Below are 24,857 nucleotides of genomic sequence, written 5' to 3'. Positions count from 1 at the left end.
AACGAATGATTTATCATTAGTGCGGGCAAGTGCATGTAGCTGGCGGTCACCTTTTAATAAATGAATAAGGGATAAAACGTTTGCGCAGTTTATATATCGAGTATATATCAGGCGCGGCGTCCAATATTAGTAGACGCGAACTTTTGGCTCGATATAGTCGACTGTCAACGGCACTTTACGAACTGGCTTATAAATGATGCGGTTGCCTTCAGAATACCACAAGGTATGCTTCATCCACTCGTGATCGTTACGGCCATTTGGTGCGTAATCATCATCTTCTGGACGATCGTAATCAGAGACACTATGCGCGCCGCGGCTTTCGTGACGATGCGCCGCTGAAATCATTGTGGCTTTCGCAACTTCGTATAAGTTTGCCACTTCAAAGGCTTCGATACGAGCGGTGTTAAAGACTTGTGATTTATCGGCCAAGTGGATCTTGTCGATTTTTTCACCCAGTGCCAAGATTTTTTCGACACCTTCGTCCATGATGGCTTGGGTACGGAATACGCTGGCATGTTTTTGCATGGTAGCGCGGATTTCATCAGCGACATCTTGCGCATTGTAGCCTTCAGTAGACTGCTGCAGCTTGTCTAGGCGACGCATGGTGAAGTCAAGCACACGTGGATCTAATGGCTTATAGTTGTGGTCGGCATGGTGGAACTCATCAACGATGTGCTTACCAGCCGCGCGGCCAAATACCACCAAGTCAAGAAGTGAGTTGGTACCTAAACGGTTGGCACCGTGGACACTGACGCACGCACACTCACCGATGGCATAGAGGCCTTTCACCACGTTGCCTTTAGCGTATAGACCGTTTTCATCGGTACCCGCTTCTAGATCTGGTACGATGACCTGACCATGAATCGTGGTTGGAATACCGCCCATCATATAGTGAATGGTCGGGATAACTGGAATTGGCTCTTTGGTGATGTCGACGTTGGCGAAGTTTTTACCGATTTCAAACACTGATGGTAGACGCTTCATAATGGTATCGACACCTAGGTGCGTCATGTCCATTACGATATGGTCAGCGTTCGGACCACAGCCGCGGCCTTCTTTGATTTCTTGGTCCATCGAGCGCGATACAAGGTCACGAGGCGCTAGGTCTTTGACCGTTGGCGCATAACGCTCCATGAACGCTTCGCCATCTTTGTTACGCAAGATAGCCCCTTCACCGCGGCACCCTTCGGTCAGTAGTACGCCGGCACCATGCACACCGGTTGGGTGGAACTGCCAAAACTCCATATCTTGTAGCGGGATACCAGCACGCACGGCCATACCAATACCGTCACCTGTGTTGATATAAGCGTTGGTAGACGCGGCGAAGATACGGCCTGCACCACCTGTCGCTAGTACGGTGATTGGTGACTGGAAGACAGCGATGGTACCAGTCTCTTGCTCAATCGCTACCACACCGTTGATGTTGCCATCTTCGTCTTTGATCAAATCAAGCGCAATCCACTCGATAAAGAATTCGGTGCCTTGCTCTAGGTTTTTTTGATACAGCGTATGTAGCAGGGCGTGACCTGTACGGTCAGCTGCCGCACACGCGCGTTGTACCGCTTTTTCGCCATAGTTTGAGGTATGACCACCAAATGGGCGCTGATAAATCGTGCCATCTTCGTTACGGTCAAACGGCATGCCCATGTGCTCAAGCTCATAGACGACTTTTGGCGCTTCACGGCACATGTATTCGATCGCGTCTTGGTCACCCAACCAATCTGAGCCTTTTACGGTGTCATAAAAGTGAAAATGCCAGTTATCGTTACTCATGTTACCCAAACTTGCACCGATGCCACCTTGGGCTGCGACGGTGTGCGAACGGGTTGGGAATACTTTGGTCAAAACTGCAACCTTCATGCCTGACTCAGCCAAATGCAGTGAAGCACGCATCCCTGAACCACCACCACCGACGATGACGGCATCGTAGTTTAGGGTCTTAATATTACTAATGGTATTATCTTGTCTAGTTGCCATTACGGTTTTCCTAATGCCTGTTAATGCTTAGAAGTAAATAAAAAGGCTATCTGTCCTGTGTCTGTACACCAATAGTTATTTTCTCAGTGCAGCTTACCTAAAGCACATGACACATCTGGCCTTTAACCACTTAATTTGCATATCTATCGTTATACTGGGCTGAGCGGTATTATGCTCGGCGACTTATCTATCGAGCGCCCTATCAGCGCATTTGTCTTTTTAAACATAAAATATTAGACATAAAATAAATAAGTAGCCAAACCCAATGCTATGACTATTTTCGGCTATGTATGAATGGCAGTAATAACCAAGCTCTCAATCACGTTTACAGCCATCCATTTTTATCGATATTTTGGCGTTACCACCCAATCTGGATGCTCACCTCATCATTAAACAGCAACGACACCAAAGCCATTACCCCAAAAAATCATGATGCCCCAAAATAAAAAGACTAAAATAGAGATAATCATCAAAGTCTGTAATACCAAACGCAATCTTGGCGCGCTCTCACCCATCTTGCCTGAGGTGATATAGTCAGTGAATACGGTCCACATACCTACCCAAGCATGGCCTGCAAGTGCCACCACAGCGACCAAGCTAAACAGACGCATCGGTAAGCTGGTCATAAATGACGACCACTCAAGATAAGTGACATCGCCATGGGTCAAAAAGAAACCCAGCAACACCACACTATAAACGGCCAAAACGACTGCGCTGATACGCTGGACAATCCAATCACGTGAGCCTGAACCTGTCAGACCAGTTGCGCTTTTGATTCCTGAATCATTTTTAATCATTAGAACATCACCCATACAAATGACGCGACAATTAAAATCGCTGCAATCACAAAACTGACCTTAGATGCGGCACGGCCAGATTTTAGCTCTTCGTTCATGCCCATATCAGCAAATAAGTGCTTGATGCCCATCACAAAGTGATAAGCAATCGCAGCCACAAATATCCATGCTAAAAAGCGCACAAGTACGTTGTCAAACACGGTCTCAAAACTCTCAGGCGACGCCAATGAGTTCTGTAGTAACCACAACATGACAGGAATCAATAAAAATAAAATAATGCCAGAGATACGATGCAAGATAGAAGCGATCGCAATCGGTGAGCGATTAACGCTAATCACTTGGCTTAAAGGCAGATCAATAGGTCGGTTGCTTTTCACAGCGGGCATCCTTTTTGCGGTTATACTCCTGTATCTGCTATCAACGCATGACATAGATCGGGATTGTGTCAATTAAGCGTAGAGCAACACACGAGACGAATAAAGTAAGGAAGAGCTAGCTGACTTCGTTTAGTTTGTGCTAAAGGTGAAGAAAGAATCATGTGGTAAGGTATTGATACTTTGTCTACGACTGCTCGGTTTACAACTGCTTGGCAAACAGATCGGTCAAACAACCTGTCTATTATACAACAAAGAAAATAAACATGAGTAAGATCGATTAACTAGTCTATTTTTACTGGTCGCACTTATCACAAGATAACCGTGTTTTGTTATCTTGCGATTGTGTTATCTATAGGGGTGCAAACCTGACGCTAAGTGTTTAAAAATAGAACAGTTAACAAGAACATTCAAACCGTCGGTTGGGTTTGGGTCTATTGACAATGTCCAGCTGTAACCAAATATGAATACCAGTATGAATAGAGAAGCTCTAGGCGACACTATATCATGACCACTTATCAATTCGCACAAAACTCGTGCCAGTTAAGTAGCTGCAATTATAAAATGACTGGGCGATAATTACAAATTTATCCATTATGTGGTAAAAAAGGAACAATCAGTTCACAATACAACAGCGTTTTGTCTTATCAAACATAGCGATACGGCCAGCAATCCTAAAAAAATTTGCCGCACGTACCTTATCTGCCATATCCATACTGCCAGCTTGCACAGACAAATCATCTCGCCAATTATGGATACCGAGTCTGATACTTATAAAATCCAAGTGACATCACAGCACGTCTTTGCCGCCAATAAACAGTAAGATTTGCGGCAAAATAACCAATCAGACATATTTTGATACAAAAATTACAGTGAATAAACACGACCAAACCGTGCCTATTGGCGGCATTGATGGTAAAAGTCTTTTCAAATCGCAAGGAATTGCTGCTAATATACCCAGCATATTAAATGCGTTAAATGTATTTTGACCGTTTGACTGAGCATGGCGCGAAGGTAAGCGCCTGTAGTAATCCTGGGCGCGAGGGTATGCGTCTATAGTAATTTTATTCTAACAAGTTAAATCAATGGAGAGCAATTTATGGCTGACACTAATGCCAAACTAACCGTCAATGGTGAAGAATATGAACTTCCTATCATCAAAGGTACTTTAGGGCGCCCAGTTATCGATATTGCTGCTCTACAAGACTCAGGCTTTTGGTCTTATGACCCAGGTTTCAAAGTAACCGCTCCTGTTGAGTCAAAAATTACCTATATCGACGGTGGTAAAGGTGAGCTGTTGCACCGCGGCTACCCTATCGATCAGCTGGCAAACAATGCTGAATACCTAGAAGTGGCCTATGCCTTGATTCATGGCGACTTGCCAAACGCCGAGCAAAAAGCGGACTTTTTTGAAAAAATCCGTAAGCACACAGGCGTGCATGACCAACTACGTAAATTCTTTGAAGGCTTCCGCCGTGACGCGCATCCAATGGCGATTATGGTGGGCGTTGTGGGTGCCTTGTCAGCGTTTTATCATGACAACCTAGACGTCAGCAACGAAGCACACCGCGAAATCACTGCTATTCGTCTGATCGCAAAAATGCCAACGCTTGCGGCGATGAGTTATAAATACTCGCAGGGCGAACCGTTTATGTATCCACGCAACGACTTTAGCTACGCGGAAAACTTCTTGTACATGATGTTTGCCACGCCTGCTGATGTGGACTATGAGCCAAACGACGTCGTCACCCGCGCCATGGACAAAATCTTCACCTTGCACGCAGACCACGAGCAAAACGCCTCGACTTCTACTGTGCGCCTAGCCGGCTCAACGGGTGCCAACCCTTACGCCTGTATCGCCGCTGGTATCGCCGCCCTTTGGGGTCCATCACATGGCGGCGCCAACGAAGCTGTGCTTGAGATGCTAGATGAAATCGGTACTGTCGAAAACGTGCCAGCATTTATGGAAAAAGTGAAGAGCCGTGAAGTGAAGCTCATGGGCTTTGGTCACCGTGTTTACAAAAACTTTGACCCACGCGCCCAAGTCATGAAAGAGACCTGTGATGAAGTACTCGGCGCCCTAGGCATCAACGATCCTAAGCTTGAGCTGGCCATGGCACTAGAAAAAATCGCTTTAGAAGATCCGTTCTTCGTTGAGCGTAACTTGTATCCAAACGTTGACTTCTACTCTGGCATCATCCTAAAAGCCATCGGTATCCCAACGTCTATGTTTACTGTCATCTTCTCATTGGCGCGTACCTCAGGTTGGATCAGCCACTGGTTAGAGATGCACAGCGCTCCGTTCAAAATCGGTCGCCCACGTCAGTTATACACTGGCGAGACGCATCGTGACTTTGTCAAAGTAGAAGACCGCAAGTAATCTACTTAGATACGGCACGTGTATAAAAGAACCATAAAAAATCCCGCATATAGCGGGATTTTTTATGGTCGATAGATAAGCGCTGTGATGCTGGCTGTCGCCGTCATAGCTTGAGCGGTGGCTGTTTATTCAAATGCTTTAAGCGTTTGTTCGTACTTGGCAATTTGCTCATCATAACCCTTGATGGTCTCGTTAAACTTGGCCATGAGTGCTTCAAACTCTTGTTGTTGATTGAGCTTCATTTGCTGCATATCGATGACTTGCTGCGCCTCTATCTGCTCCCAAACCTGATGCTGAATGATAAGACGTGCCAGCGCTGGACTTTTGGCACTGAGCCTACCTGCAATCTCAGCATGCTCAAATAGCTGCGGCACCAAAGTCGCTATGTTTATCAAGGTATCTACCTCGTCAGCGCTCAGCGGCGTGATCACTGGCTGATAAAGTGCCGCCGTTGCCTGCTGGTAGCTGTCGATGATCTCATCTTCTGTTTGCATGACAGGCTTGCGCGGCTCGAGGCTAATACGTTTGAGGACGGTCAAATCGCGCTCGCCCACTTCTGTGCTGGTATTGATGTCTGCTGCTGCCTCATCGCCACTTTCCCTATTTTGAGCCGTCGCGGCGTCACCGCTATTTGTCGTGTTATCGCCTGCTGTATCCGCACTATTTAACAACAAATGTTCTGCACTTTGGGTCGAGTCTGCCGCTTGCAGCGACTCATACTCGGCCTGTAGCCGGCGCTGCAGCCTTTGCATTTGTGTCACATAAATTGGCTCAAACTGCTCGATACGCGCCGCCGCCGACTCACTTTGCGGTACAGGCTTGCTGTCTTCGCTAGCTACTTGCTCAGTCGTTTGGCTATCATCGACGACAGGTGCGGTCTCAGTCTGCTGCTGACAGCCGCCGAGTAGCAATGCACCACTCAACGTCGCAGCCAGTACAGTCATGGCAGCATATTTACTATTAGGTGATGGTGTTTTATTCATATGACTATCATGAGCGGTATCATGACTCTTGGCTTTATCTGGTAAAAATTTATACATCAGAGTACATATCCTTTGTTGACGCAAAATAATGAGTTGACGCAAAATAATAAAAGGTAGGCGTATCACCGCCATCCGTTGCTGAGTGATACTGTGCTAGCGTCTGGGTCATAAACCTCTCATAACACTATTTAGCATAGTGGTTATTGATGTCAATAAGAAGCGTCAATTGTGAACGGAGTGTCGAGCTGGCGACGTTGACAGTGGATTTGTGACAACAGTAGACTTGTGGGATTAAACGTGTGACCTCAGACTCAAGAAGCGGTCGTCAAAAACGGTATACAGCGCTCAAAATCACGGCAGTCCTGACCACGCTGGCGACGGACAAAATAGTCTTGTACCATACGCGCCTGCTGCTCGATACCATATTTAAAAAAGGGCTTGCCTACTGTAAATACATAGTCATAACGCCGATCTACCAACGCCCCGCGTACTACCTTGATACCCTGCTGTAGCTGCCAAACGTGCGTTAGCTCATGTATTAGCCAGCTTTGCTTACTTAAGGAGGACTGGCTAAAGTCTGTGATCCAGTCTGCTGGATGAAAGTAAATATGACCATTGGGGCTGACAGCGTAATGTCTAAGCACCCACCACGCTGTTTTTAATTGCACATCCTCCAGCCTAATACTGTCGCCAAATACCGAACGTGCCAGCGCAACCTCACCTGCACTCAGATGACGCGACCGCCTCTTTGGGCGCTGATGACTTGATAAACGCCGCGCTTGGCTCAATAACTGCTGTATGGTCTCACGTATCATAAACAATCAATGCCGTTATTATGTAGGTGCATAATATAAGTGCCGTTATATAAGATATTAGTGCCTAGATAAACACCTAGGAAGTACAAGTGCTGCTATAACTGGTGCTGTCTTATTTGTTTAATAAGGCTTTTGATATAAAAATAAAAGTCGCGAAGACAGAAGTTATACATTAGGGTAAGGAGTGCTAGGATAGTCCTACGCGTAATTGATATCCTATGATAGATAGTCGATACATTTTAATTTGATACTGAACCTGTACTTTTATATTGACTATCCTTTTGCCGCCCCATTGATTAACGATAGAGAGTGTTATGCCGCCAAACTTTCATGCCGATACCCCGCTTGCCCAGCGCATGCGCCCAGCGACGCTCGATGCCATCATCGGTCAAGAGCATCTGCTGGCAGCTGGGGCACCGCTACGACGCTTGGTCGAGCAAGGCCATCTGCCCTCCATTATCTTGCACGGTGAGGCAGGCATCGGCAAAACCACCATTGCTATGCTATTGGCTGATGCCGTGGGTCGGCCGTTTCATGCGTTGTCGGCACTCAATACGGGGGTCAAACAGTTACGCGAAGTGCTGGAGGTTAAGGACTCGTTGAGCTTTGAGTCGCCGGTGGTGTTTATCGATGAGATACACCGCTTTAACAAAGCGCAGCAAGATGCCTTACTTGGCGCCGTCGAGTCTGGGGATATTACCTTGATTGGGGCAACCACCGAAAACCCCTCATTTAGCGTCAACAATGCTTTGCTATCGCGTTGTCAGGTTTATCGCTTGGAGCCACTGACACCCGAGCAAATCGCCGCTGTGTTGCAGCGTGCTATCTCAGAAGATAGCATTTTCAAAGACTTGGTCGTGGATTTGCAGGCACAAGACACCATTAGCCAACTGGCACACGGCGATGCCAGAAAGGCACTTAATCTACTAGAGCTGGCCATACAAACGGCGGATACCAGACAATCGCCGCTGATCATCGATGATGCGCTGGTCGCTCGCGTCGCACAAACGGCGCTGGTACGCTATGATAAAGACGGCGAGCAGCATTACGATATTGTCTCAGCCATGATAAAGTCCGTGCGCGGCTCCGACCCTGATGCGGCGCTCTACTGGATGGCGCGGATGCTGGTGGGTGGAGAGCCAGCTGAATTTATCGCGCGGCGTTTGGTCATCTTGGCGAGCGAAGATATCGGCAATGCCAACCCCAATGCCCTACTCCTCGCTGATGCCGCCCTGCGTAGCGTGCAGTCCATCGGTATGCCAGAGGCGCGCATTATCTTAGGGCAAGTGGTGGTGTATCTGGCGACCAGTGCCAAAAGCAACAGCACTTATAAAGCGATAAATGCGGCGATGGCCTTAGCAGAAAAAGACGCCTCTCCCGTACCGCTACATCTGCGCAATGGCGTGACCAAATTGATGCGACATCAAGGCTATGGGCAGGGCTACGCCTATCCACACGACTACCCCAATCATTATTATCCGCAGCATTATCTGCCAGATACGCTGCTGGGTACGCGCTTTTATCACTTTGCTGATAATCAGCGCGAGCAGCACAGCAAGCAGTTTATGGATTGGCTAAAATCCCAATCTGCCAGCAACTCTTAAAACCTGCCCGTTTATTAGTAATACTGAACGCTGTTTTTGACAGACTTCGGGATATAGTTTGGAGATGGGGCAGCACGATAGGATAAAAAGCGTTAAAATGTCCTCATAATGATATATAAGTAATTAGGCACTCGTGCCTAGCGTCCATACCTATAGCCGAGTCGTGCCAATCATCGAATAAATGTAGCCAGCGGCGCGTTGCCTAATCGCAACAGCCTATGGCGTCAGCGGCTGTTACTATAGGCAGATCATGCTATATATGTTACCTCACACCTATCTACACATAATAAAATACCGAGACTTACTATGAGTTTAAATACCATTCCTGAGATTATCGAAGACATCCGTGCTGGAAAAATGGTCATCTTAATGGATGATGAAGACCGCGAAAACGAAGGCGATATCATCATGGCCGCCACCCATGTGCGCCCTGAAGACATCAACTTTATGATCACCCATGCTCGCGGCCTAGTGTGTCTGACCCTATCGCAAGCGCGCTGCCAACAGCTAGCACTACCGCTAATGTCTGATCGCAACGAAGCAAAGTTTAGCACCAACTTTACGGTGTCTATCGAAGCGGCTGAAGGCGTCACCACAGGTATCTCAGCGGCTGACCGCGCGCGCACTATTCAGGCAGCGGTCTCTGCATCAGCCAAACCCGAAGACATCGTACAACCTGGCCATATCTTCCCTATCATGGCACAAAATGGCGGCGTCCTGCACCGTGCCGGCCACACCGAAGCAGGCTGCGACTTGGCTCGCCTAGCGGGACTGGAGCCTGCAGCGGTCATCGTCGAGGTCATCAACGCTGATGGCACGATGGCACGTCGTGACGATCTTGAAATCTTTGCCAAAGAGCACGGCATCAAGATGGGTACAATCGCTGATCTGATCAATTACCGTATCGCCAACGAGCAAACGATAGAAGAAGTAGAGACGCGTCCTTTTGAGACCGAGCATGGGACTTTTACCTTGCACCGCTTTCGTGAGTTTGGCGCTGAAGAGACGCATTTGGCCTTGGTCAAGGGCGATGTCAGCGAAGGCGTCAGTACTGTCCGTGTCCATGGCTTCCATCCGCTGCGTGACTTGTTTGCCGCCAAAAACGATATGACAGGTCGTAGCGGCTGGAGCGTACAGTCAGCGTTGGAAGAAATCAGCGCCTCAGAGCGCGGCGTGCTGGTTTGGATCGGTAGCAATCAGCCCGTTGATCTAGGCGATGCGCTGGATAAAGCGGCGGACAATCAATCGCAATCAACCATCACCCAGCAACCGTATCGTAGCATCGGGGTTGGCGCACAGATTTTGCGTCATTTAGGCGTGCGTGATATGCGCTTATTGTCATCGCCCATGAAGTTTTATGCACTATCAGGCTTTGATCTAAACGTAGTAGATTTTGTGCATGCACCCAAACAAGGCTAGGCGCTGTGATCATTATTTAAGCACTATTCGATAGTGATTAAGTGGCCTTATCAATCATAAGAAAAGCACGCTTATAAACTGAGCGTGCTTTTTTATGTGCGAGTAACATCTATAAAAGTTGAGGCTCAGACCTCAGGCGTATGACCAACGGTCGCTTCTAATGCCAATAGGCGCGCGCGCTCGGCGCTGCTCCACGGCAATTTGTCCTTGCCAGCGCTGTCCAAGCGCACCACCACCGCCTCAGCCGTCGCCACTACCAGACTTTGCGCCGTACTATAGTAACTATACTCCATCACGATACTGGTACGGCCCAAACGCTGGCAGCGCACTCCTAATAACAAAGTATCAGGGTAGACCACAGGACGCAAATACTGACAGCTTGACTGTGCCAATACCGTCACCATGCTGCCATCAAACATGCCTAATGCCTGCAGATAAGCAATACGCGCTGACTCAGCATAACGATAAAACACCACGTTATTTAGATGGTTAAAGGCGTCCATCTCGCCCCAGTGAATCGGCTGATGATGGATGACGGGATAGTGAGCCAGCTCAGTCGCTAGGGGCTCATTGACTGTCGGTAAATCGGCTGGTAGGGAGCGGTTCATAAAGTATCCTTTTTTATCATCCTGTTTTTTATTATTTGGGTGTGTCTTATCATCGAGCACCAACGACTAGCGCTGCGATTTGGCTAAGACTTGCGTGGTCAATAGCGCCGTGGGCTTGGGTGCTTCGACAATCAATTGATCTAGCCAATTGATCACCTCTACCACGTCGTTGGGGGCTTGCATCATCGTGATATTGGCCGTTTGATCTGACGCTTGCAGGTTGGCCTGTGTCTGTTTCTGCCGCTCATCAGCGCTTGGTGTGAGTGTTATGAGCTGTTTGCGTGCCTGCGACAGATAACTGATGAGCTGCTCACGGTCGCGCATATTGCTGGCTTGCATGGCCAAATTCAGCGTCATAATAGTCTCATGGATGGTCAGCTGCCTACGGGTCAGTGCCTCTTTATTTTTAGCTGTGTCTTCAGCTGGGGTTTTATTGTCCTTGCTACCCTCTTTATGGTCGTGACGCTCATGGCGATGCAAAAAGGTTTGGATATTTTGCATGGCCAAGTTATGCATCTGCCACGGGCTTGGCTGCGCGCTTTGCGCTTGTAGACGCTCAATGTCTTTTAGCAAGCTTTGCTTAATCACCACCGTCAGCGCAGGGGCAATCTCATTACTGCTTTGCGACAGCTGCCAGTGTAGCCCTCGCAGCAAATCAATCGCCGCGCTATCGTTGTTATCCACCAGCAGCCTATCTACCGCTTTTATTTGAATACGCAGTAAATCCAGCTGATTTTGCGCTTGGCTACTGGCTGCCACGCGCGGCTCAGGTAGCGTCTGCTGACTCATGGCAAACAAGCGATCATCCATCTCGTTTAAACGGCTGACAACTTGCTCGTTACTTTGCAGACGCTCGTGAACACTCTGCTCAAAACGCTGCTGGCTGATATATAACCAGAGTAAGGCGGCGATAAGCAATAAAATCGTCAGCCATTGCAAGCGTATGAGTAGCATATTTGCTTGCCGGCGCTGCTGAATAGCAGAGGGGTCCTTGGGTGAAGTCTCAGGGTTCATAGACATAGTACAGCACCGTTACTGGTAGATTGGGTCATGGTTGTCGCAAGCCGTATAAAACAGGGAGACGCATCCTGATGACAAAACAGCCATATCCTAGGCGTATCAAGCACTGATCGCAGCCAGTATGGTGGCTGGTGCCAAATCCTCCACCCGCCAGTAGCTCAACTGCTCATCGGCAACCATATTGGCCAAGCGCTCACCCAGCACCACATAAGCAAAGTCCGACAGCTTGAGCTTGGTCAATCCATCAGCACCTGTACTGTCTGCCAATGGCTGCTTTACAGTATCCTCAGCACTCGTCTCATCATTTACTTGTCGCTTACCTTGACTGACTACTTGCCGCCAATGCTCAAAGGCGGTGGCACTACTAATGATAACGACCGGTTTTGACTGTTTGGGTATAGGCTTTAGATGCTGAGCGGTGCTTGGCGCTGCTGGTACTGCTTCTGATGATAGGGGGCTAGGCACAGAAGCTGTCGTAGAAAACTGCTGTAACCACTGATTGTATTGCCTATAGGCCTCATAAGGTATGATACGCTCGTACCAAGCGATGCTATCGATATGGACACCGCGCGCTTGTAACGTGTTGACCAATAAACGGCGGCCACCAAGACCGCGCCATACCAATAGCTTGTCCCCTGCTTGCAAGCTGTCGATCTCTGGCATCGCAAGCATGCCTTCGTTATTGGCCACGCGCGGCTGCAGCACGTGATAGCTTGCCGCCTTGATTTTTGCCTCATTTAAGACCGCAGCTGTCGCCTCTCCTACCGCAATCAAGTGACTGGGGGCGCTGAGGTTTTGCCGCTCGGTGGTTTTTTGGCTTTCATTGTTTTGGCTTTCATTGTTTTGGCTTTCATTGTTTTGGCTTTCATTGTTTTGGCTTTCATTGTTTTGGCTTTCATTGTTTTGCTTGTCACCATTCGTCTCAGAGTGCTGGGCATGGCGCTCGCAGGCAAGCGCTTGCCAAACCGCTAGTCCCGCTGCTGCCGCCGTAGGACTGACGATGACCAGTGCATGATAGTCGCCTGCAAACCACTGACGCATCAGCGCCATGTCCGCATCTGTGATAGGACGCGGCTGTAGCGTCAGCATCGGAATCTCTACCACGCTTAGACCCGCAGCTTGTAGATACTGCGTCAACGGAGCGGCACGCTCTACCGGTCTGGTATTGATGACCACACGCGTAGGCGCTGATGGGGCCGCACTCTTATGCCGAGCGGTAGATGTTGGATGAGATGAGGTGGATGACATAGACGTACCATGACAAAAATCAAAAGAAATAAAGAAGTCGCAAACCCGTCTTAATTACTGGCTTGCAACTCAGACAGCGGTATCTGCGTATTATTTGGTATCATAAATCGCTGATAAAATAGCGCCTGCGCCATCTGCAAGTAACATATCAGCCACATCGATACCCAGCTGATTGGCCTGAGTTTCTTGCTCGTCTTGGTTACCAGTTAAGGTAATGCGTTTTTCTGCTTTTAGCAGCTCGCTACCATCGGCCTGCCCCACGCGCCCGCGCAGCCACAATATGTTGCCGTCGTCATTGTTGCCATTTTCGGTATTTTTCGCACAATCATCCTCGGTCTCGTCTGCCATTTGCAAGACCGCATAGGCTGCGATCGGTACCTGACAGCCGCCTTCTAAATGACGGTTGAGGGCTCGCTCAGCAATCAGGCGAATACGCGCTTTATTATCATTTAGCGGTGCCAATAACTGCAATACCGCATCATCGCCCTCGCGGCACTCAATCGCCAACGCCCCTTGCCCAACCGCGGGCAGACAAGCATCGATATCCAGCTCACCGCGAATACGCTCGTCCAGCTCAATACGCTGCAAACCACTGGTGGCCAAAATAATCGCGTCATACTCGCCTGCGTCCAATTTGCTCAAACGGGTACCAACGTTACCGCGCAGGGTTTTGATTTGTAGATCTGGGCGATAAGCCTTGATTTGACACTGACGGCGCAAGCTTGAGGTGCCAACGATAGCGCCTTGCGGCAACGCATCGATACTATCGTATGTATTGGACACAAACGCATCGGTTGGGGCGGCACGCTTGCAGTACACCCCCAACGTCAAGCCTTCAGGCAGCTGCATGGGCACATCTTTTAGCGAATGCACGGCGATATCTGCGTCTTTATTATAAAGCGCTTGCTCAAGCTCTTTGACAAACAAACCCTTGCCGCCAATTTTTGCCAGTGGCGTGTCCAAAATTTTGTCACCCTTAGTGACGATTTTTAGCAAATTAATCGTCATCTCAGGATATAGCGCCAACAGACGATCGCGGATATGCTCAGCTTGCCACAAGGCTAATGGGCTTTGACGCGTGGCGATGTTCAAGGTAGTCAAAGCAGGTTGCTGCAGATTGCTCATAAAAGGCCTCAATAAGTTTGATATACAATATCAGTGCGAATCATCTCTGCATGAAACGATACGGTCGATTTGCCACAAAAATGGGCGCTATCACTCGTTGATAGTAAACGCTGACGCAAAAAAATACCCCTATTTAAGCATAAATAAGGGTTTGATGATATGGGATGATTATTTCTCTATAAAAACAGTCAGTTACAGATAGCGCTTTACATGCTTTGGATTTTATCACGTAACGCTGGCAGGTGGCGACGACTCACCGCCAATGTCTCATTGATGCCTTTAAAGCGCACTTGATATTGGCCGGCATCCAAGGTTTCTAAGTAGTCCAAAAAGCTCAGATTGATAATGGCATTGCGATGGACGCGGAACAACCGGTCTTCAAACTCTTGCTCAAGCTCTTTTAGTGTCTCATCAATCAATACGATACCATCCTTGTGACGGACTTTGACGTATTTTTGATCGGCAGTAAAGTAGTAGATGTCTGTGAGTTTAATCAATTCGACACCGCGATGGGTACGAGCGGCGATATGCTCACGTATTGGCCGCGCTGTCGGGTCCTCAAGCTTACGGATTTCGTTGAGCTGGGCGGCATTTAGATTTTTGGCTTTGTTTAGCGCCTCCAGCAGCTCGTCTTTATTGGCAGGTTTGAGCAAGTAGCCGATTGCATTGGCCTTGAGAGCAGCAATGGCATAGTGATCGTAGGCGGTGACAAAGATAATGGCTGGCGGATGCTCAAGCTCGTTCAGCGCTTGCGCACAGCGCACCCCATCCATCTCAGGCATACGAATGTCTAATAATATGATATCTGGCTGCTGGGTTTTGACAGCGACAATGGCTTCTGCCCCTGTCGTGGCTTGTGCCACCACCTGATGGCCTGACTCTTGTACAATTCTGGCTAAACGCTCACGCGCCAATGGCTCATCATCGCAGACTACGATCCGCATGCAAACTCCTGTTTTAGGACATACTTAATACGATTTAGTGAAATAATTCATCAACCTATTATCAATAATAACACTAACGCCCAAGGACTTAGCATAAAAAAATGTTTGATTATTGCAGGTATTCTGAACATTTAATTTGGGCAGCGACAGCGCTTATTTATCGGTCAAATATATAGTAGATATTGACGATTATCGTGCCGATTATAAACAGTACGGTGCAATAACTGTGCCATACTTTATATTCATCGTATTAAACAAAAGTTTGTATTAGTAATAGGTATTTATTGATAATCGCTAGCTTACAGATAGCTAGATGACAGACCGCTATATCCCGACGTCTTGTAGCGGATAATCAATCAAGGTAATGATTTGGCTGTTGGTCACCTTGCTTCTGATATCGGCGCTTTGGCCAAAGTACGAGCGCAGACGCTCTGCTTGGATATAAAAATTCATGTGCTGGCGCAAGTCATGATTGATCATCAAGGTTTTTTTGGGGAGCTGGACGCTGACGGTGATGTTGACGCGGTGCTCATACCAAGTGACTTTGATATGAATAAAAATCGTCTCTGTGGTCATTTCCACCACGTTAAGGAGCATTTTTTCTAGCACACTTTGCAGCGTCAAGGCGGTGATAACCATGTCATACATGATGTCTTCATCTGGCAGCTGCCAAGTGACATCAAGCTTGTCAGATAGCCGGCTAGACTCGATGGCCAAATAGTGCTCACACAAAGCGACCTCTTCTTCAAAGCTGATCTCACGCGCGCCACTAAAGCTGGCGCGAAACAGCGCTGAGACGTGCTGTAGTAACTGAGAGGCGCGCGCTGGATTGGACTCAATCAGCGACACCAGTGTGTTGATGGTATTAAAGAAAAAATGCGGTGTGATACGGGCTTTGATTAAGTCGTTTTGGGTGTTTAGTTTGTGCTCAAAGGATTGATTAAGGGCATTCATCTCACGATAACGGCGCAAAAAGTACAACAAAAACACCAAGGTAAAACCGCCTGCAAGGATTAAGTCAAAAACCACTTCTAACACGAAGTTTTGTAGGCTGTATGCGTGCCAGCCCATGTTTATCATGACCAACAAGACCAACACCATAGAGACAGCAGAGGCCAGCATAAGGATGGCGAGCACATACATACTGACCTTGGGTATGCTCATGCTCTTAAAAACAGGGCGCAGATAATCGATGATATATAAAGAAGGGATGATGCTTAAGGTGTTTTGTATCACTCGGCTGCCAAACTTGATTATAAAGTCAGACCAAGTAGCTAGATCATGGCGGTCGATCACCGTGACAAACAGCGACCAAAAAAAGATATAAATCAGCCACTGCCAAGGCTTCATGACTTCCATGAGCTTGGGAATAAAAAACTCTAAGCGCTCCGCTAGTAAGGCAACCTCATCATTTGCTATACTTGAGTTCTTATTCTCTTGACTTGTCTTGTATCGATATGAACGCCAACTCTTCAAACCCTAGTAATCCTGAATTAAATAAAAACGTGTCAGTCTCTGATTCTAACACAGATGACTTTACAACAAATAACGCGGCGCAAAACGGTCCTGCCAGCGCGCCAGGTCAGCAGATGTGGGGCGGACGCTTTAGTGAAGCGACGGACAGCTTTGTGGCCGCTTTCACCGCTTCGGTCGGCTTTGATCAACGCTTTGCTCGACATGATATCCAAGGCTCTATCGCTCATGCGACCATGCTCAAAGAATGCGGGATTTTGACCGCTGATGAAGTGGCGACCATCATCGATGGTCTACAGCAGGTATTAGCTGAGATCAAAGCAGGTGAGTTTAATTGGTCTATTACCCTAGAAGACGTACACATGAACGTCGAGTCACGTCTGACTGATATCGTCGGCGCGGTGGGCAAAAAGTTACACACTGGCCGTAGCCGTAACGATCAGGTGGCCACCGATATTCGCCTGTGGCTACGCGAAGAAACCGACAATATCATCGCGCTATTGGTGCGTTTACAAAACGGCTTGCTGGATTTGGCCGAGCAGCATACGGACACCATCATGCCAGGCTTTACGCATCTACAAACCGCGCAGCCTGTCAGCTTTGGCCATCACGTGATGGCATGGTTTGAGATGCTCTATCGCGATACCGAGCGCCTCGTCGACGCCCGTCGCCGTATCAACCAGATGCCACTTGGTAGTGCTGCGCTTGCTGGTACGACCTTTCCGATTGACCGTACCATCACCGCCAGACTGCTAGGGTTTGATGGCATTTGCCAAAACTCACTCGATGCGGTCTCAGATCGAGATTTTGCCATTGAGTTTACCTCAGCGGCCTCTATCCTTATGATGCATATGTCACGCATGAGCGAAGAGATTATCCTATGGATGTCGGCACAGTTTAACTTTGTACAGATACCCGATCGCTTCTGTACTGGCTCTTCGATCATGCCGCAAAAGAAAAACCCTGACGTGCCAGAGCTGGTACGCGGTAAAGCGGCGCGGGTCTTTGGTCAGCTGATGACATTGTTAAGCCTGATGAAAAGCCAGCCGCTTGCGTATAATAAAGACAATCAAGAAGACAAAGAGCCGTTATTTGACTGCGTCGATACCTTGACAGGTTCGCTACTGGCATTCGCTGATATGCTACCAAACATCACACCAAATAAAGACAGTATGCGTCAAGCGACCATGAAGGGCTATGCGACAGCGACTGATTTGGCAGATTACCTAGTACGTCAAGGCGTGGCATTCCGTGATGCCCATGAAGTGGTAGGCAACGCTGTGGCTTTAGGCATCAAAGAAGGCGTTGATTTAAGTGACTTGTCATTGGCGCAGCTTCAGCAATTTAGCGACGCGATCGGCGATGACGTCTTTGATTACCTAACGCTAGAGGGCTCACTCGCCGCCCGTGATCATCTGGGTGGTACCGCGCCCAATCAGGTCAAGCAAGCGGTGGTTAATGGACGCGCGCGCTTAAAAGCTTTTGCATAATTTGCATAAACAGAGACATGATATTCCGACGCAGAACGGGTATAAACTTTCCTTATGTGCTGTGCCTGTTCGGACAGATGCTGCGTAAAACTCACCCCAGTCCCGCTGTATCGTTTTTATCCTGAACTCACTATACAACACCCGCGCCTAGCACTTACGCCTTCGCGCGGGTGTTTTTTTGTCCTCACATCGCCAAAACTTTCATCAAACCGCTTGGCTGTTACCGTCTATACACCCGATAGCCTTTGCTAAATTTACTCAGATCGTTATCATAGGGTGATATTCATAGTTTATAAGGAGCCTCTAATGACTGAGACTTTTAACCCGCAAGCCAATACCGTGTTTTGCCGCAAATACAAGCAAGAGCTGCCAAAAATGCCGCATCCACCCTTCCCCAATCAAAAAGGCAAAGAGCTACAAGAAACAGTTTCTGACAAAGCGTGGAAAGAGTGGCTAGAGCAGCAAACCATGCTAATCAACGAAAACCATCTAAGCATGATGGACCCTGAGGCCAAAAAGTTTTTGACTGAGCAGCGTGAGAAGTTTTTGGACAACGAAGACTATGAGCGCGCGCAGGGCTGGACACCAGAAAAATAAAAACTCGGCATCACTTTTATACTTATACCAGTATGTTAAATATTAGAACGCGCTATCTTTAAATAGCGCGTTTTTAATGGATGTTTAAAGGTCGTTGCTCAGTTTTTTATCGCTAGCTAGCGGTGAGATATCTGTCGCTATCACATCATCATTTTGGCGCGCCGCCATTCGATCATTAGCTTCTTGCACCGCTTTTTCGACCAGTGCATAGTCTGAGTGGCGTACATCTTGGCCGCTGATATAGTTGATGACCAGCTCGGCGATGTTTTGCGCATGATCACCAATACGCTCGAGCGCGCGCAACACCCACACGATATTGATGACCTTGGAGACGTGGCGCGCATCTTCCATGATATAAGTCATCAAGGCACGCATCGCTGATTGATACTCTTCATTGACCACATCATCATTGCGCATCACCTCAAACGCCTGCTCAGCATTGGATTGACTAAAAGCCTCTAGCGCATTGTGCAGCATCAGACGTACTTGATTGCTCAGATGCTGCACTTCGGCATAGCCATACGCTGATTTGCCTTGGGCGGCGAGCTTATTGGCCATTTTGGCGATTTTGACCGCTTCATCACCGATGCGCTCCAGATCCACCACGCCTTTACTGATGGACATCACCAAACGCAAGTCACTGGCCGCAGGCTGGCGCTTGGCGACCAATAACAAGATATGCTCATCCAGCTCGACTTCCTGCCGATTGATATCAAAATCCATCTCGATGACTTCTTGCGCCAGTGTGTCATCCTTGTCAATAAGTGCGTGAATGGCTTTGGCCACTTGGCTGGCTGCATGATCGCCCATCACCAAAAACAGACGAATGGCTTCATCCAAATCTTGATCAAAACTTTTGGAGATATGCTTGTCACTTTGCATAATAGGTATTTCCTGAATATCTGTATATTAATGGCGTGCTGCTAGCATAGCTGTATAGTCGATTCTAAATAAAACAGATACATCATATATCAACGTGGAACTGGTATAAATTTTCCTTGCGTGCTGTGCCTGCGCCGACAGAGGCTGCGTAAAATTTATCCCAGTCCCACTGTATCGTTTTTATACGGAATTCACTATATTGTTGTTATTAAAAATTAACGATAGTTTTAATCTGTACAGCGTTAGCCATAACGACCCGTAATGTAGTCTTCCGTGGCTTTTTGCGTAGGCGTGGTAAATATCTGATCGGTCTCGCCCATCTCAACCATATCGCCCAGATACATATAGACCGTGTAGTCTGACACTCGCGCCGCCTGCTGCATGTTGTGAGTGACGATGGCGATGGTATAGTCTTTTTTTAAGTCTTCAATCAAATCCTCGATGGCGCCTGTCGAGATTGGGTCAAGCGCCGAAGTTGGCTCATCGAGCAGTAGCACTTCAGGCTTGGTAGCGACACTACGAGCGATGCACAGACGCTGCTGCTGCCCGCCTGATAGCGACAAACCTGAGGCTTTGAGCTTGTCTTTTACCTCCGGCCATAGTGCCGATTTTTTTAGCGCCCATTCCACCCGATGGTCCAGCTCAGCTTTGCTTAGTCTTTCATAAAGACGCACACCAAAGGCGACATTGTCATAGATAGACATCGGAAACGGCGTCGGCTTTTGAAATACCATACCGACCTGCGCACGTAGCAGATTGACATCGATGTCTTTGCCCAAGATATTTTTGCCATCGAGGTTGATACTGCCTTCTGCACGCATGCCAGGATATAAATCATACATACGGTTAAAGGTACGTAGCAGGGTTGACTTGCCGCAGCCGGATGGCCCGATAAAAGCAGTCACTTTTTTATCAGGAATGTCGATATTGATGTTTTTAAGTGCCTGAAAATCCCCGTAATAAAAGCTTAAATCACGAATTTGCATCTTCGCTGCTGGCATGTCTTTGGGAATATCATGCTGTGTTTGCTTGGTTAAGTTTGCCGCATCTGGCTGCGACAGTTGCGTGGTCGTCGCCATCGGTCTGTTTAATAAGCTGGCTGTGCTCGTATCAAAGTTGTTGCTATCTGCTGTGCTACGCGTTTTGCTGATGACGTCATTCATAATGTTATCCAACCTAGCTTGATGAATATAAATTTAAGTAACTGCTATATATAAGGTGATTTGGTAGTAGGCGTTATCTACTCTGGCTACTATTTGCTGGAGCTGCGACCACCGATAAACCTTGCCAATACATTTAGTACCAATACCGAAGCAGTAATCAGCAATGCAGCGGCCCATGCAAGTGTATGCCAATTATCATAAGGACTCATGGCAAACTGATAAATAGTGTTCGGCAAGTTGGCAATCGGCTCGCCCATATCGGTACTAAAGTATTGATTATTCAATGCTGTAAATAGCAAGGGCGCCGTCTCACCAGTGATTCTGGCAAAGGCCAACAGCACACCAGTGGTCAGCCCCGCTCGAGCCGCCTTAATCGTCACTTGCGTGACCATCTTCCACTTCGGCGTGCCCAGTGCATAGGCCGCTTCACGAATGCTATTGGGCACCAAATTGAGCATGTTTTCTGTCGTGCGTACCACCACTGGCACCACAATCAGTGCCAATGCTAGTGCGCCTGCCCACCCAGAGAAGCTTTGACCTTTAACCATCAAAGCATAAATAAACAGACCAATGACAATCGAGGGGGCAGAGAGCAAAATGTCATTTAAAAAGCGCGTCACTTTGCCAAGCAGGCTGCCTTGCGCAAACTCAGACAAATAAATCCCTGTCATCAGGCCAATGGGCGCGCCGATAAACAATCCTGAAAACGCCACCATCACCGAGCCGATAATGGCGTTGCGTAGGCCGCCTTCGCTCATCGGCGGCGGCGTATCAGCGGTAAAGATAGGCATTTGCACCATGCCCTGAAAGCCTTCGACAAACAGCGTCACCAATATCCAAAACAGCCAAATCAAGCCAAATACCATCGCCGACATGGCAAAACCCAAGCCCAGCTTATTGGCCCAGCGCCGTTTGTTATAAAGACGCTTGTCGTAGCGGCTATCAAAGCCAGTCTGCGCAGGTAACGCTGAGTGCATCGCATTAGTAGGCATAAAACTCATTTCCATTTTTCAAGATTTTTTGTCAGCCTGTATATCGCTATCGTCTGTATGTCGTTATGTATTAGCGGTTGCCTGCTTTTTGATCCATACGCATCAGCATGAGCTTAGCCAGCGACAGCACAATAAAGGTGATGATAAATAGTATGAGGCCAAGGTGCAGCAGCGAGGCCAGATGTAGCTCACTAGAGGCTTCGGCAAACTCATTGGCCAGCGCTGAGGTAATGGTGACGCCAGAGGTAAACAGACTTGGACTGATATTAAAGGCGTTGCCAATAAGGAAGGTCACGGCCATGGTCTCGCCCAGTGCCCGACCCAGTCCCAAGATAACCCCGCCGACCACGCCTGCTTTGGTATAGGGCAAGATAATTTTAAACATCACTTCCCAAGTGGTCGCGCCCATGCCGTAAGCTGACTCTTTGAGCAGGTCTGGCACGACAGAGAAAACATCGCGCATGGTAGCGGCAATAAAAGGAATAATCATAATGGCAAGTACCAAGGAGGCGGTAAACATGCCCAATCCCATTGGCGCACCGGTAAATAGCTTGCCAATGATAGGCAGTGGGCCGATATGCTCGATAAACCACGGCTGAATGTGGTCGCCAAAAAACGGCGCAAAGACAAACAGTCCCCACATACCGTAGATGATAGAGGGAATACCTGCCAGCAGCTCAATGGCGATGCCGAGGGGCTTTTTTAAGAAGGTCGGACACATCTCAGTCAAAAATATCGCAATACCGAAGCTGACTGGCACAGCGATTAAAATAGCGATAAAGGACGTCACCAGCGTGCCATAGATCGGCGCCAGCGCACCGTACTCATTGGCGACCGTATCCCAGTTATTACTGGTATAAAACCCCAGACCAAATGCTTGTATACTCGGCCAAGCGCCAATGATCAAAGAGAGCAAAATACCGCCCAATGATAGCAGCACGAGAATAGCAAATGCCTTGGTGGCATTGACAAATAATGCATCGTAACGTTTTTGTTTTGCCAGTTGCGACCTTAAATCATTCATAAGTGTCTCAGCATTAAATAATATTAAATCAAAATCTTTAAAAGACTCACCAAGTCTTATCACAACAAACTAAATCTTAATAAAGAGCGCTATTAACGGTCATTAATGACGCTATTTTTAAATTTGTTGTGATAAAACCTTTGAGACAACCACCGGAGAATAGGTGTCTCAAAGGGGCTTACAAGTTCTGCTATACATATGTATAAAAACTACTGAGCTGGGGTGTAGACGGGTTGACCATCGCTACCTTTGACTTCATTCCACTTGTCTTTAAACAGTGCCACTGCGGTATCAGAGAAAGGCACATAATCAAGCGCCATGGCACTATCATCACCTTCAGCATACGCCCAATCAAAGAAGTTCAGCACGCCAGCCACTTGCTTCGGGTTTTCTGGCTGCTTGTGTACCAAGATAAAGGTGGCAGCGGCGATGGGCCACGCTTGATCGGTCTCAGAGTTAGTGATGACTTTGTAAAAGCCTGCTTGCTGTGACCAATCGATATCACCTGCCGCAGCAAAGGTCTCAGCAGATGGCTGCACGAAGTTACCCGCCGCGTTTTTGAGGGCAGCGTGCGCCATGTTGTTTTGCTTAGCGTAAGCATACTCGACGTAGCCGATAGCGTTTTTCATGCGGTTGACGTAGCTTGATACGCCTTCGTTGCCTTTGCCGCCTGCCCCTGTGGCAGAGGTTGGCCATTTGATGGTTTTATCGACACCCACGCTGTCTTTCCAGTCAGTTGAAACCTTCGCCAAATAATCGGTAAAGTTAAAGGTCGTGCCTGAGCCATCTGAGCGAAATACGGTGGTAATGGCAGCATCTGGCAGAGTCAAATCTGGGTTCATGGCGGTGATAGCAGGGTCATTCCATTTACTAATCTTACCCAGATAGATATCGGCTAGAGTTGCGCCGTCCAGCTTTAGCTCACCTGGCCCCACACCATCGATATTGACAATCGGTACCACGCCGCCGATGACGGTTGGAAACTGAATAAGTCCTGCCGCATCCAGCTCTTCAGGGGTCATCGGGGCATCAGAGGCGCCAAAGTCAACGGTTTTTGCTTGGATTTGTTTGATGCCACCTGAGGAGCCGATAGACTGATAGTTGACCTGACCGCCAGTCGCGGCATTATAGTCATATGACCATTTGGCATAGATAGGCTGCGGGAACGACGCGCCAGCACCAGTGATGTTCATGGCGATGTTTTCAGCTGATTTAAAATCGCTTGCTGGAGAAGATGTCGCTGTGCTGGTAGTTTCGGCCACTGTCGCCGCGCTGGTGTCACTCTGCGCTGCTGACTCTGCGGTGTCGGTGGATTTATTACAAGCGGTGAGTACTAAGGTGCAACTAACGGCGACTGCCAATAACGAATAACGCATGTAGAACTCCTAAAGTTTAACAACGATTGAACAAAGCATGATTGGTGACATGTGTGACATCTTGACAAGTTTTTATGACAGTTTGATGACAACCGCCCAACTCTTTTATGTGCGTGACAAATAGGGTCAAATCAGTCGGCGCTTGAGGCTAACGCTATTAGCCTGCGTGTCATGACTCATGGCCTCGTGCGCACGTTGACTGACATACCGGTGGTCAAACACCAGTAGCCCTCATGGCAGAAGTTTGTTAGTATGAGACTGATTTACAACACTGACAGACTCGGGGTGCGGTGTACGAATGGCTGACTGCCTTTGTACATTCGCTGAGAGATCACCCGCCGAACCTGATGCGGTTAGTACCGACGCAGGGAAGTCTTCAGCACTTTATTATGTATGGCAAAGACGGGCAGAAATGCCTTGTTATCCTCATGACTGTTGGCCTAAATGCCCGCTTAGTGGTGCTAAGCTTTATAGGGTTAAGTAGTGCCAAATAATGATGAGAGATACCAAGCGTCGCTTACAGGTTGATGACATCCTCCGCGAAGGCAGATTTTTGCGATGATAGA

Annotated in this window: 21 protein-coding genes and 1 riboswitch; of the genes, 5 read left to right on the top strand and 16 right to left on the bottom strand. The window is 48.1% G+C overall.

Annotated elements, in window-relative coordinates; genetic code table 11:
* Window positions 1–126: 126 nt before the first annotated feature.
* From sdhA to sdhC, 3 genes are all read right to left on the bottom strand, one after another.
* Window positions 127–1,977, bottom strand: coding sequence for a succinate dehydrogenase flavoprotein subunit (gene sdhA / locus ACNFVB_RS01640; protein WP_075101403.1), 1,851 nt, complete (start codon window positions 1,975–1,977; stop codon window positions 127–129).
* Between the two features lie 389 nt (window positions 1,978–2,366).
* Window positions 2,367–2,771, bottom strand: coding sequence for a succinate dehydrogenase, hydrophobic membrane anchor protein (sdhD, locus tag ACNFVB_RS01635; protein ID WP_075101435.1), 405 nt, complete (start codon window positions 2,769–2,771; stop codon window positions 2,367–2,369).
* 2 nt (window positions 2,772–2,773) lie between these two features.
* Entirely contained in the window at window positions 2,774–3,160 is a 387-nt protein-coding gene (sdhC, locus tag ACNFVB_RS01630) for a succinate dehydrogenase, cytochrome b556 subunit (protein ID WP_075101402.1), read from the bottom strand.
* A 1,087-nt stretch (window positions 3,161–4,247) separates the two neighbouring features.
* Between sdhC and gltA the strand changes: the two genes are divergently transcribed.
* Entirely contained in the window at window positions 4,248–5,528 is a 1,281-nt protein-coding gene (gltA, locus tag ACNFVB_RS01625) for a citrate synthase (RefSeq protein ID WP_075101400.1), read from the top strand.
* 125 nt (window positions 5,529–5,653) lie between these two features.
* Here the strand turns inward: gltA and ACNFVB_RS01620 are convergent, their stop codons facing one another.
* Both ACNFVB_RS01620 and ACNFVB_RS01615 read right to left on the bottom strand, forming a co-directional pair.
* On the bottom strand, window positions 5,654–6,568 hold the full coding sequence (locus ACNFVB_RS01620) for a hypothetical protein (protein ID WP_430737867.1): 915 nt from the start codon (window positions 6,566–6,568) through the stop codon (window positions 5,654–5,656).
* A 254-nt stretch (window positions 6,569–6,822) separates the two neighbouring features.
* Window positions 6,823–7,326, bottom strand: a complete 504-nt coding sequence (locus ACNFVB_RS01615; RefSeq protein ID WP_274631599.1) for a type IV secretion protein Rhs — start codon at window positions 7,324–7,326, stop codon at window positions 6,823–6,825.
* A gap of 314 nt (window positions 7,327–7,640) precedes the next feature.
* Between ACNFVB_RS01615 and ACNFVB_RS01610 the strand changes: the two genes are divergently transcribed.
* Window positions 7,641–8,930 carry a replication-associated recombination protein A gene (locus ACNFVB_RS01610; protein ID WP_430737866.1) on the top strand — a complete coding sequence of 430 codons (1,290 nt, stop codon included), beginning with the start codon at window positions 7,641–7,643 and terminating at the stop codon, window positions 8,928–8,930.
* 306 nt (window positions 8,931–9,236) lie between these two features.
* Window positions 9,237–10,349 (top strand): bifunctional 3,4-dihydroxy-2-butanone-4-phosphate synthase/GTP cyclohydrolase II, encoded by a 1,113-nt coding sequence (gene ribBA / locus ACNFVB_RS01605; RefSeq protein WP_430737865.1) that lies wholly within the window; start codon window positions 9,237–9,239, stop codon window positions 10,347–10,349.
* Window positions 10,350–10,474: 125 nt separating this feature from the next.
* Here ribBA and ACNFVB_RS01600 read toward each other — a convergent pair whose 3' ends face one another.
* The 6 genes from ACNFVB_RS01600 to ACNFVB_RS01575 form a co-directional block, all read right to left on the bottom strand.
* Window positions 10,475–10,957, bottom strand: a complete 483-nt coding sequence (locus tag ACNFVB_RS01600; protein ID WP_288999111.1) for an acyl-CoA thioesterase — start codon at window positions 10,955–10,957, stop codon at window positions 10,475–10,477.
* Between the two features lie 66 nt (window positions 10,958–11,023).
* Window positions 11,024–11,977: a hypothetical protein gene (locus ACNFVB_RS01595; RefSeq protein WP_430737864.1), complete on the bottom strand. Its 954-nt coding sequence runs from the start codon at window positions 11,975–11,977 to the stop codon at window positions 11,024–11,026.
* Between the two features lie 99 nt (window positions 11,978–12,076).
* Entirely contained in the window at window positions 12,077–13,225 is a 1,149-nt protein-coding gene (locus tag ACNFVB_RS01590) for a uroporphyrinogen-III synthase (protein WP_430737863.1), read from the bottom strand.
* 90 nt (window positions 13,226–13,315) lie between these two features.
* Complete coding sequence (hemC, locus tag ACNFVB_RS01585; protein ID WP_430737862.1) at window positions 13,316–14,350, bottom strand: hydroxymethylbilane synthase; 1,035 nt, start codon at window positions 14,348–14,350, stop codon at window positions 13,316–13,318.
* A 206-nt stretch (window positions 14,351–14,556) separates the two neighbouring features.
* On the bottom strand, window positions 14,557–15,294 hold the full coding sequence (locus ACNFVB_RS01580) for a LytR/AlgR family response regulator transcription factor (RefSeq protein ID WP_334221718.1): 738 nt from the start codon (window positions 15,292–15,294) through the stop codon (window positions 14,557–14,559).
* Between the two features lie 324 nt (window positions 15,295–15,618).
* Complete coding sequence (locus ACNFVB_RS01575) at window positions 15,619–16,770, bottom strand: histidine kinase (RefSeq protein ID WP_430737861.1); 1,152 nt, start codon at window positions 16,768–16,770, stop codon at window positions 15,619–15,621.
* 113 nt (window positions 16,771–16,883) lie between these two features.
* On the opposite strand from ACNFVB_RS01575, the gene argH reads away from it, so the two are divergent.
* Together argH and ACNFVB_RS01565 are read left to right on the top strand one after the other, a co-directional pair.
* Window positions 16,884–18,257 carry an argininosuccinate lyase gene (argH, locus tag ACNFVB_RS01570; RefSeq protein ID WP_198336189.1) on the top strand — a complete coding sequence of 458 codons (1,374 nt, stop codon included), beginning with the start codon at window positions 16,884–16,886 and terminating at the stop codon, window positions 18,255–18,257.
* Between the two features lie 306 nt (window positions 18,258–18,563).
* Entirely contained in the window at window positions 18,564–18,854 is a 291-nt protein-coding gene (locus ACNFVB_RS01565; RefSeq protein WP_075101388.1) for an oxidative damage protection protein, read from the top strand.
* A gap of 84 nt (window positions 18,855–18,938) precedes the next feature.
* Here ACNFVB_RS01565 and phoU read toward each other — a convergent pair whose 3' ends face one another.
* The 5 genes from phoU to pstS form a co-directional block, all read right to left on the bottom strand.
* On the bottom strand, window positions 18,939–19,736 hold the full coding sequence (gene phoU / locus ACNFVB_RS01560) for a phosphate signaling complex protein PhoU (protein WP_430737860.1): 798 nt from the start codon (window positions 19,734–19,736) through the stop codon (window positions 18,939–18,941).
* A 242-nt stretch (window positions 19,737–19,978) separates the two neighbouring features.
* Window positions 19,979–20,737, bottom strand: coding sequence for a phosphate ABC transporter ATP-binding protein PstB (gene pstB / locus ACNFVB_RS01555; protein WP_227526468.1), 759 nt, complete (start codon window positions 20,735–20,737; stop codon window positions 19,979–19,981).
* A 251-nt stretch (window positions 20,738–20,988) separates the two neighbouring features.
* A complete protein-coding gene (gene pstA, locus ACNFVB_RS01550) occupies window positions 20,989–21,891 on the bottom strand; it encodes a phosphate ABC transporter permease PstA (RefSeq protein WP_430737859.1) in 903 nt (300 codons plus the stop codon).
* 70 nt (window positions 21,892–21,961) lie between these two features.
* Window positions 21,962–22,915, bottom strand: coding sequence for a phosphate ABC transporter permease subunit PstC (gene pstC / locus ACNFVB_RS01545; protein ID WP_192993400.1), 954 nt, complete (start codon window positions 22,913–22,915; stop codon window positions 21,962–21,964).
* Window positions 22,916–23,124: 209 nt separating this feature from the next.
* The gene (pstS, locus tag ACNFVB_RS01540; RefSeq protein ID WP_430737858.1) at window positions 23,125–24,291 is read right to left on the bottom strand and encodes a phosphate ABC transporter substrate-binding protein PstS; all 1,167 of its coding nucleotides are present in this window, start codon (window positions 24,289–24,291) and stop codon (window positions 23,125–23,127) included.
* Between the two features lie 271 nt (window positions 24,292–24,562).
* A riboswitch (TPP riboswitch) is annotated at window positions 24,563–24,679 on the top strand.
* Window positions 24,680–24,857 lie beyond the last annotated feature (178 nt).

This window comes from Psychrobacter sp. VH5, assembly GCF_050572635.1.
Lineage (GTDB): Bacteria > Pseudomonadota > Gammaproteobacteria > Pseudomonadales > Moraxellaceae > Psychrobacter > Psychrobacter celer.
This window is presented reverse-complemented; position numbering and strand designations above follow the sequence as displayed.

Excerpts from the sequence above, each read along its gene's own strand:
- sdhA (WP_075101403.1), bottom strand. The coding sequence starts at position 1,977 with ATGGCAACTAGACAAGATAATACCATTAGTAATATTAAGACCCTAAAC.
- sdhC (WP_075101402.1), bottom strand. The coding sequence starts at position 3,160 with ATGCCCGCTGTGAAAAGCAACCGACCTATTGATCTGCCTTTAAGCCAA.
- gltA (WP_075101400.1), top strand. The coding sequence starts at position 4,248 with ATGGCTGACACTAATGCCAAACTAACCGTCAATGGTGAAGAATATGAA.
- ACNFVB_RS01620 (WP_430737867.1), bottom strand. The coding sequence starts at position 6,568 with ATGTATAAATTTTTACCAGATAAAGCCAAGAGTCATGATACCGCTCAT.
- ACNFVB_RS01615 (WP_274631599.1), bottom strand. The coding sequence starts at position 7,326 with ATGATACGTGAGACCATACAGCAGTTATTGAGCCAAGCGCGGCGTTTA.
- ACNFVB_RS01610 (WP_430737866.1), top strand. The coding sequence starts at position 7,641 with ATGCCGCCAAACTTTCATGCCGATACCCCGCTTGCCCAGCGCATGCGC.
- ribBA (WP_430737865.1), top strand. The coding sequence starts at position 9,237 with ATGAGTTTAAATACCATTCCTGAGATTATCGAAGACATCCGTGCTGGA.
- ACNFVB_RS01600 (WP_288999111.1), bottom strand. The coding sequence starts at position 10,957 with ATGAACCGCTCCCTACCAGCCGATTTACCGACAGTCAATGAGCCCCTA.
- ACNFVB_RS01595 (WP_430737864.1), bottom strand. The coding sequence starts at position 11,977 with ATGTCTATGAACCCTGAGACTTCACCCAAGGACCCCTCTGCTATTCAG.
- ACNFVB_RS01590 (WP_430737863.1), bottom strand. The coding sequence starts at position 13,225 with ATGTCATCCACCTCATCTCATCCAACATCTACCGCTCGGCATAAGAGT.
- hemC (WP_430737862.1), bottom strand. The coding sequence starts at position 14,350 with ATGAGCAATCTGCAGCAACCTGCTTTGACTACCTTGAACATCGCCACG.
- ACNFVB_RS01580 (WP_334221718.1), bottom strand. The coding sequence starts at position 15,294 with ATGCGGATCGTAGTCTGCGATGATGAGCCATTGGCGCGTGAGCGTTTA.
- argH (WP_198336189.1), top strand. The coding sequence starts at position 16,884 with ATGTGGGGCGGACGCTTTAGTGAAGCGACGGACAGCTTTGTGGCCGCT.
- ACNFVB_RS01565 (WP_075101388.1), top strand. The coding sequence starts at position 18,564 with ATGACTGAGACTTTTAACCCGCAAGCCAATACCGTGTTTTGCCGCAAA.
- phoU (WP_430737860.1), bottom strand. The coding sequence starts at position 19,736 with ATGCAAAGTGACAAGCATATCTCCAAAAGTTTTGATCAAGATTTGGAT.
- pstB (WP_227526468.1), bottom strand. The coding sequence starts at position 20,737 with ATGCCAGCAGCGAAGATGCAAATTCGTGATTTAAGCTTTTATTACGGG.
- pstA (WP_430737859.1), bottom strand. The coding sequence starts at position 21,891 with ATGCCTACTAATGCGATGCACTCAGCGTTACCTGCGCAGACTGGCTTT.
- pstC (WP_192993400.1), bottom strand. The coding sequence starts at position 22,915 with ATGAATGATTTAAGGTCGCAACTGGCAAAACAAAAACGTTACGATGCA.
- pstS (WP_430737858.1), bottom strand. The coding sequence starts at position 24,291 with ATGCGTTATTCGTTATTGGCAGTCGCCGTTAGTTGCACCTTAGTACTC.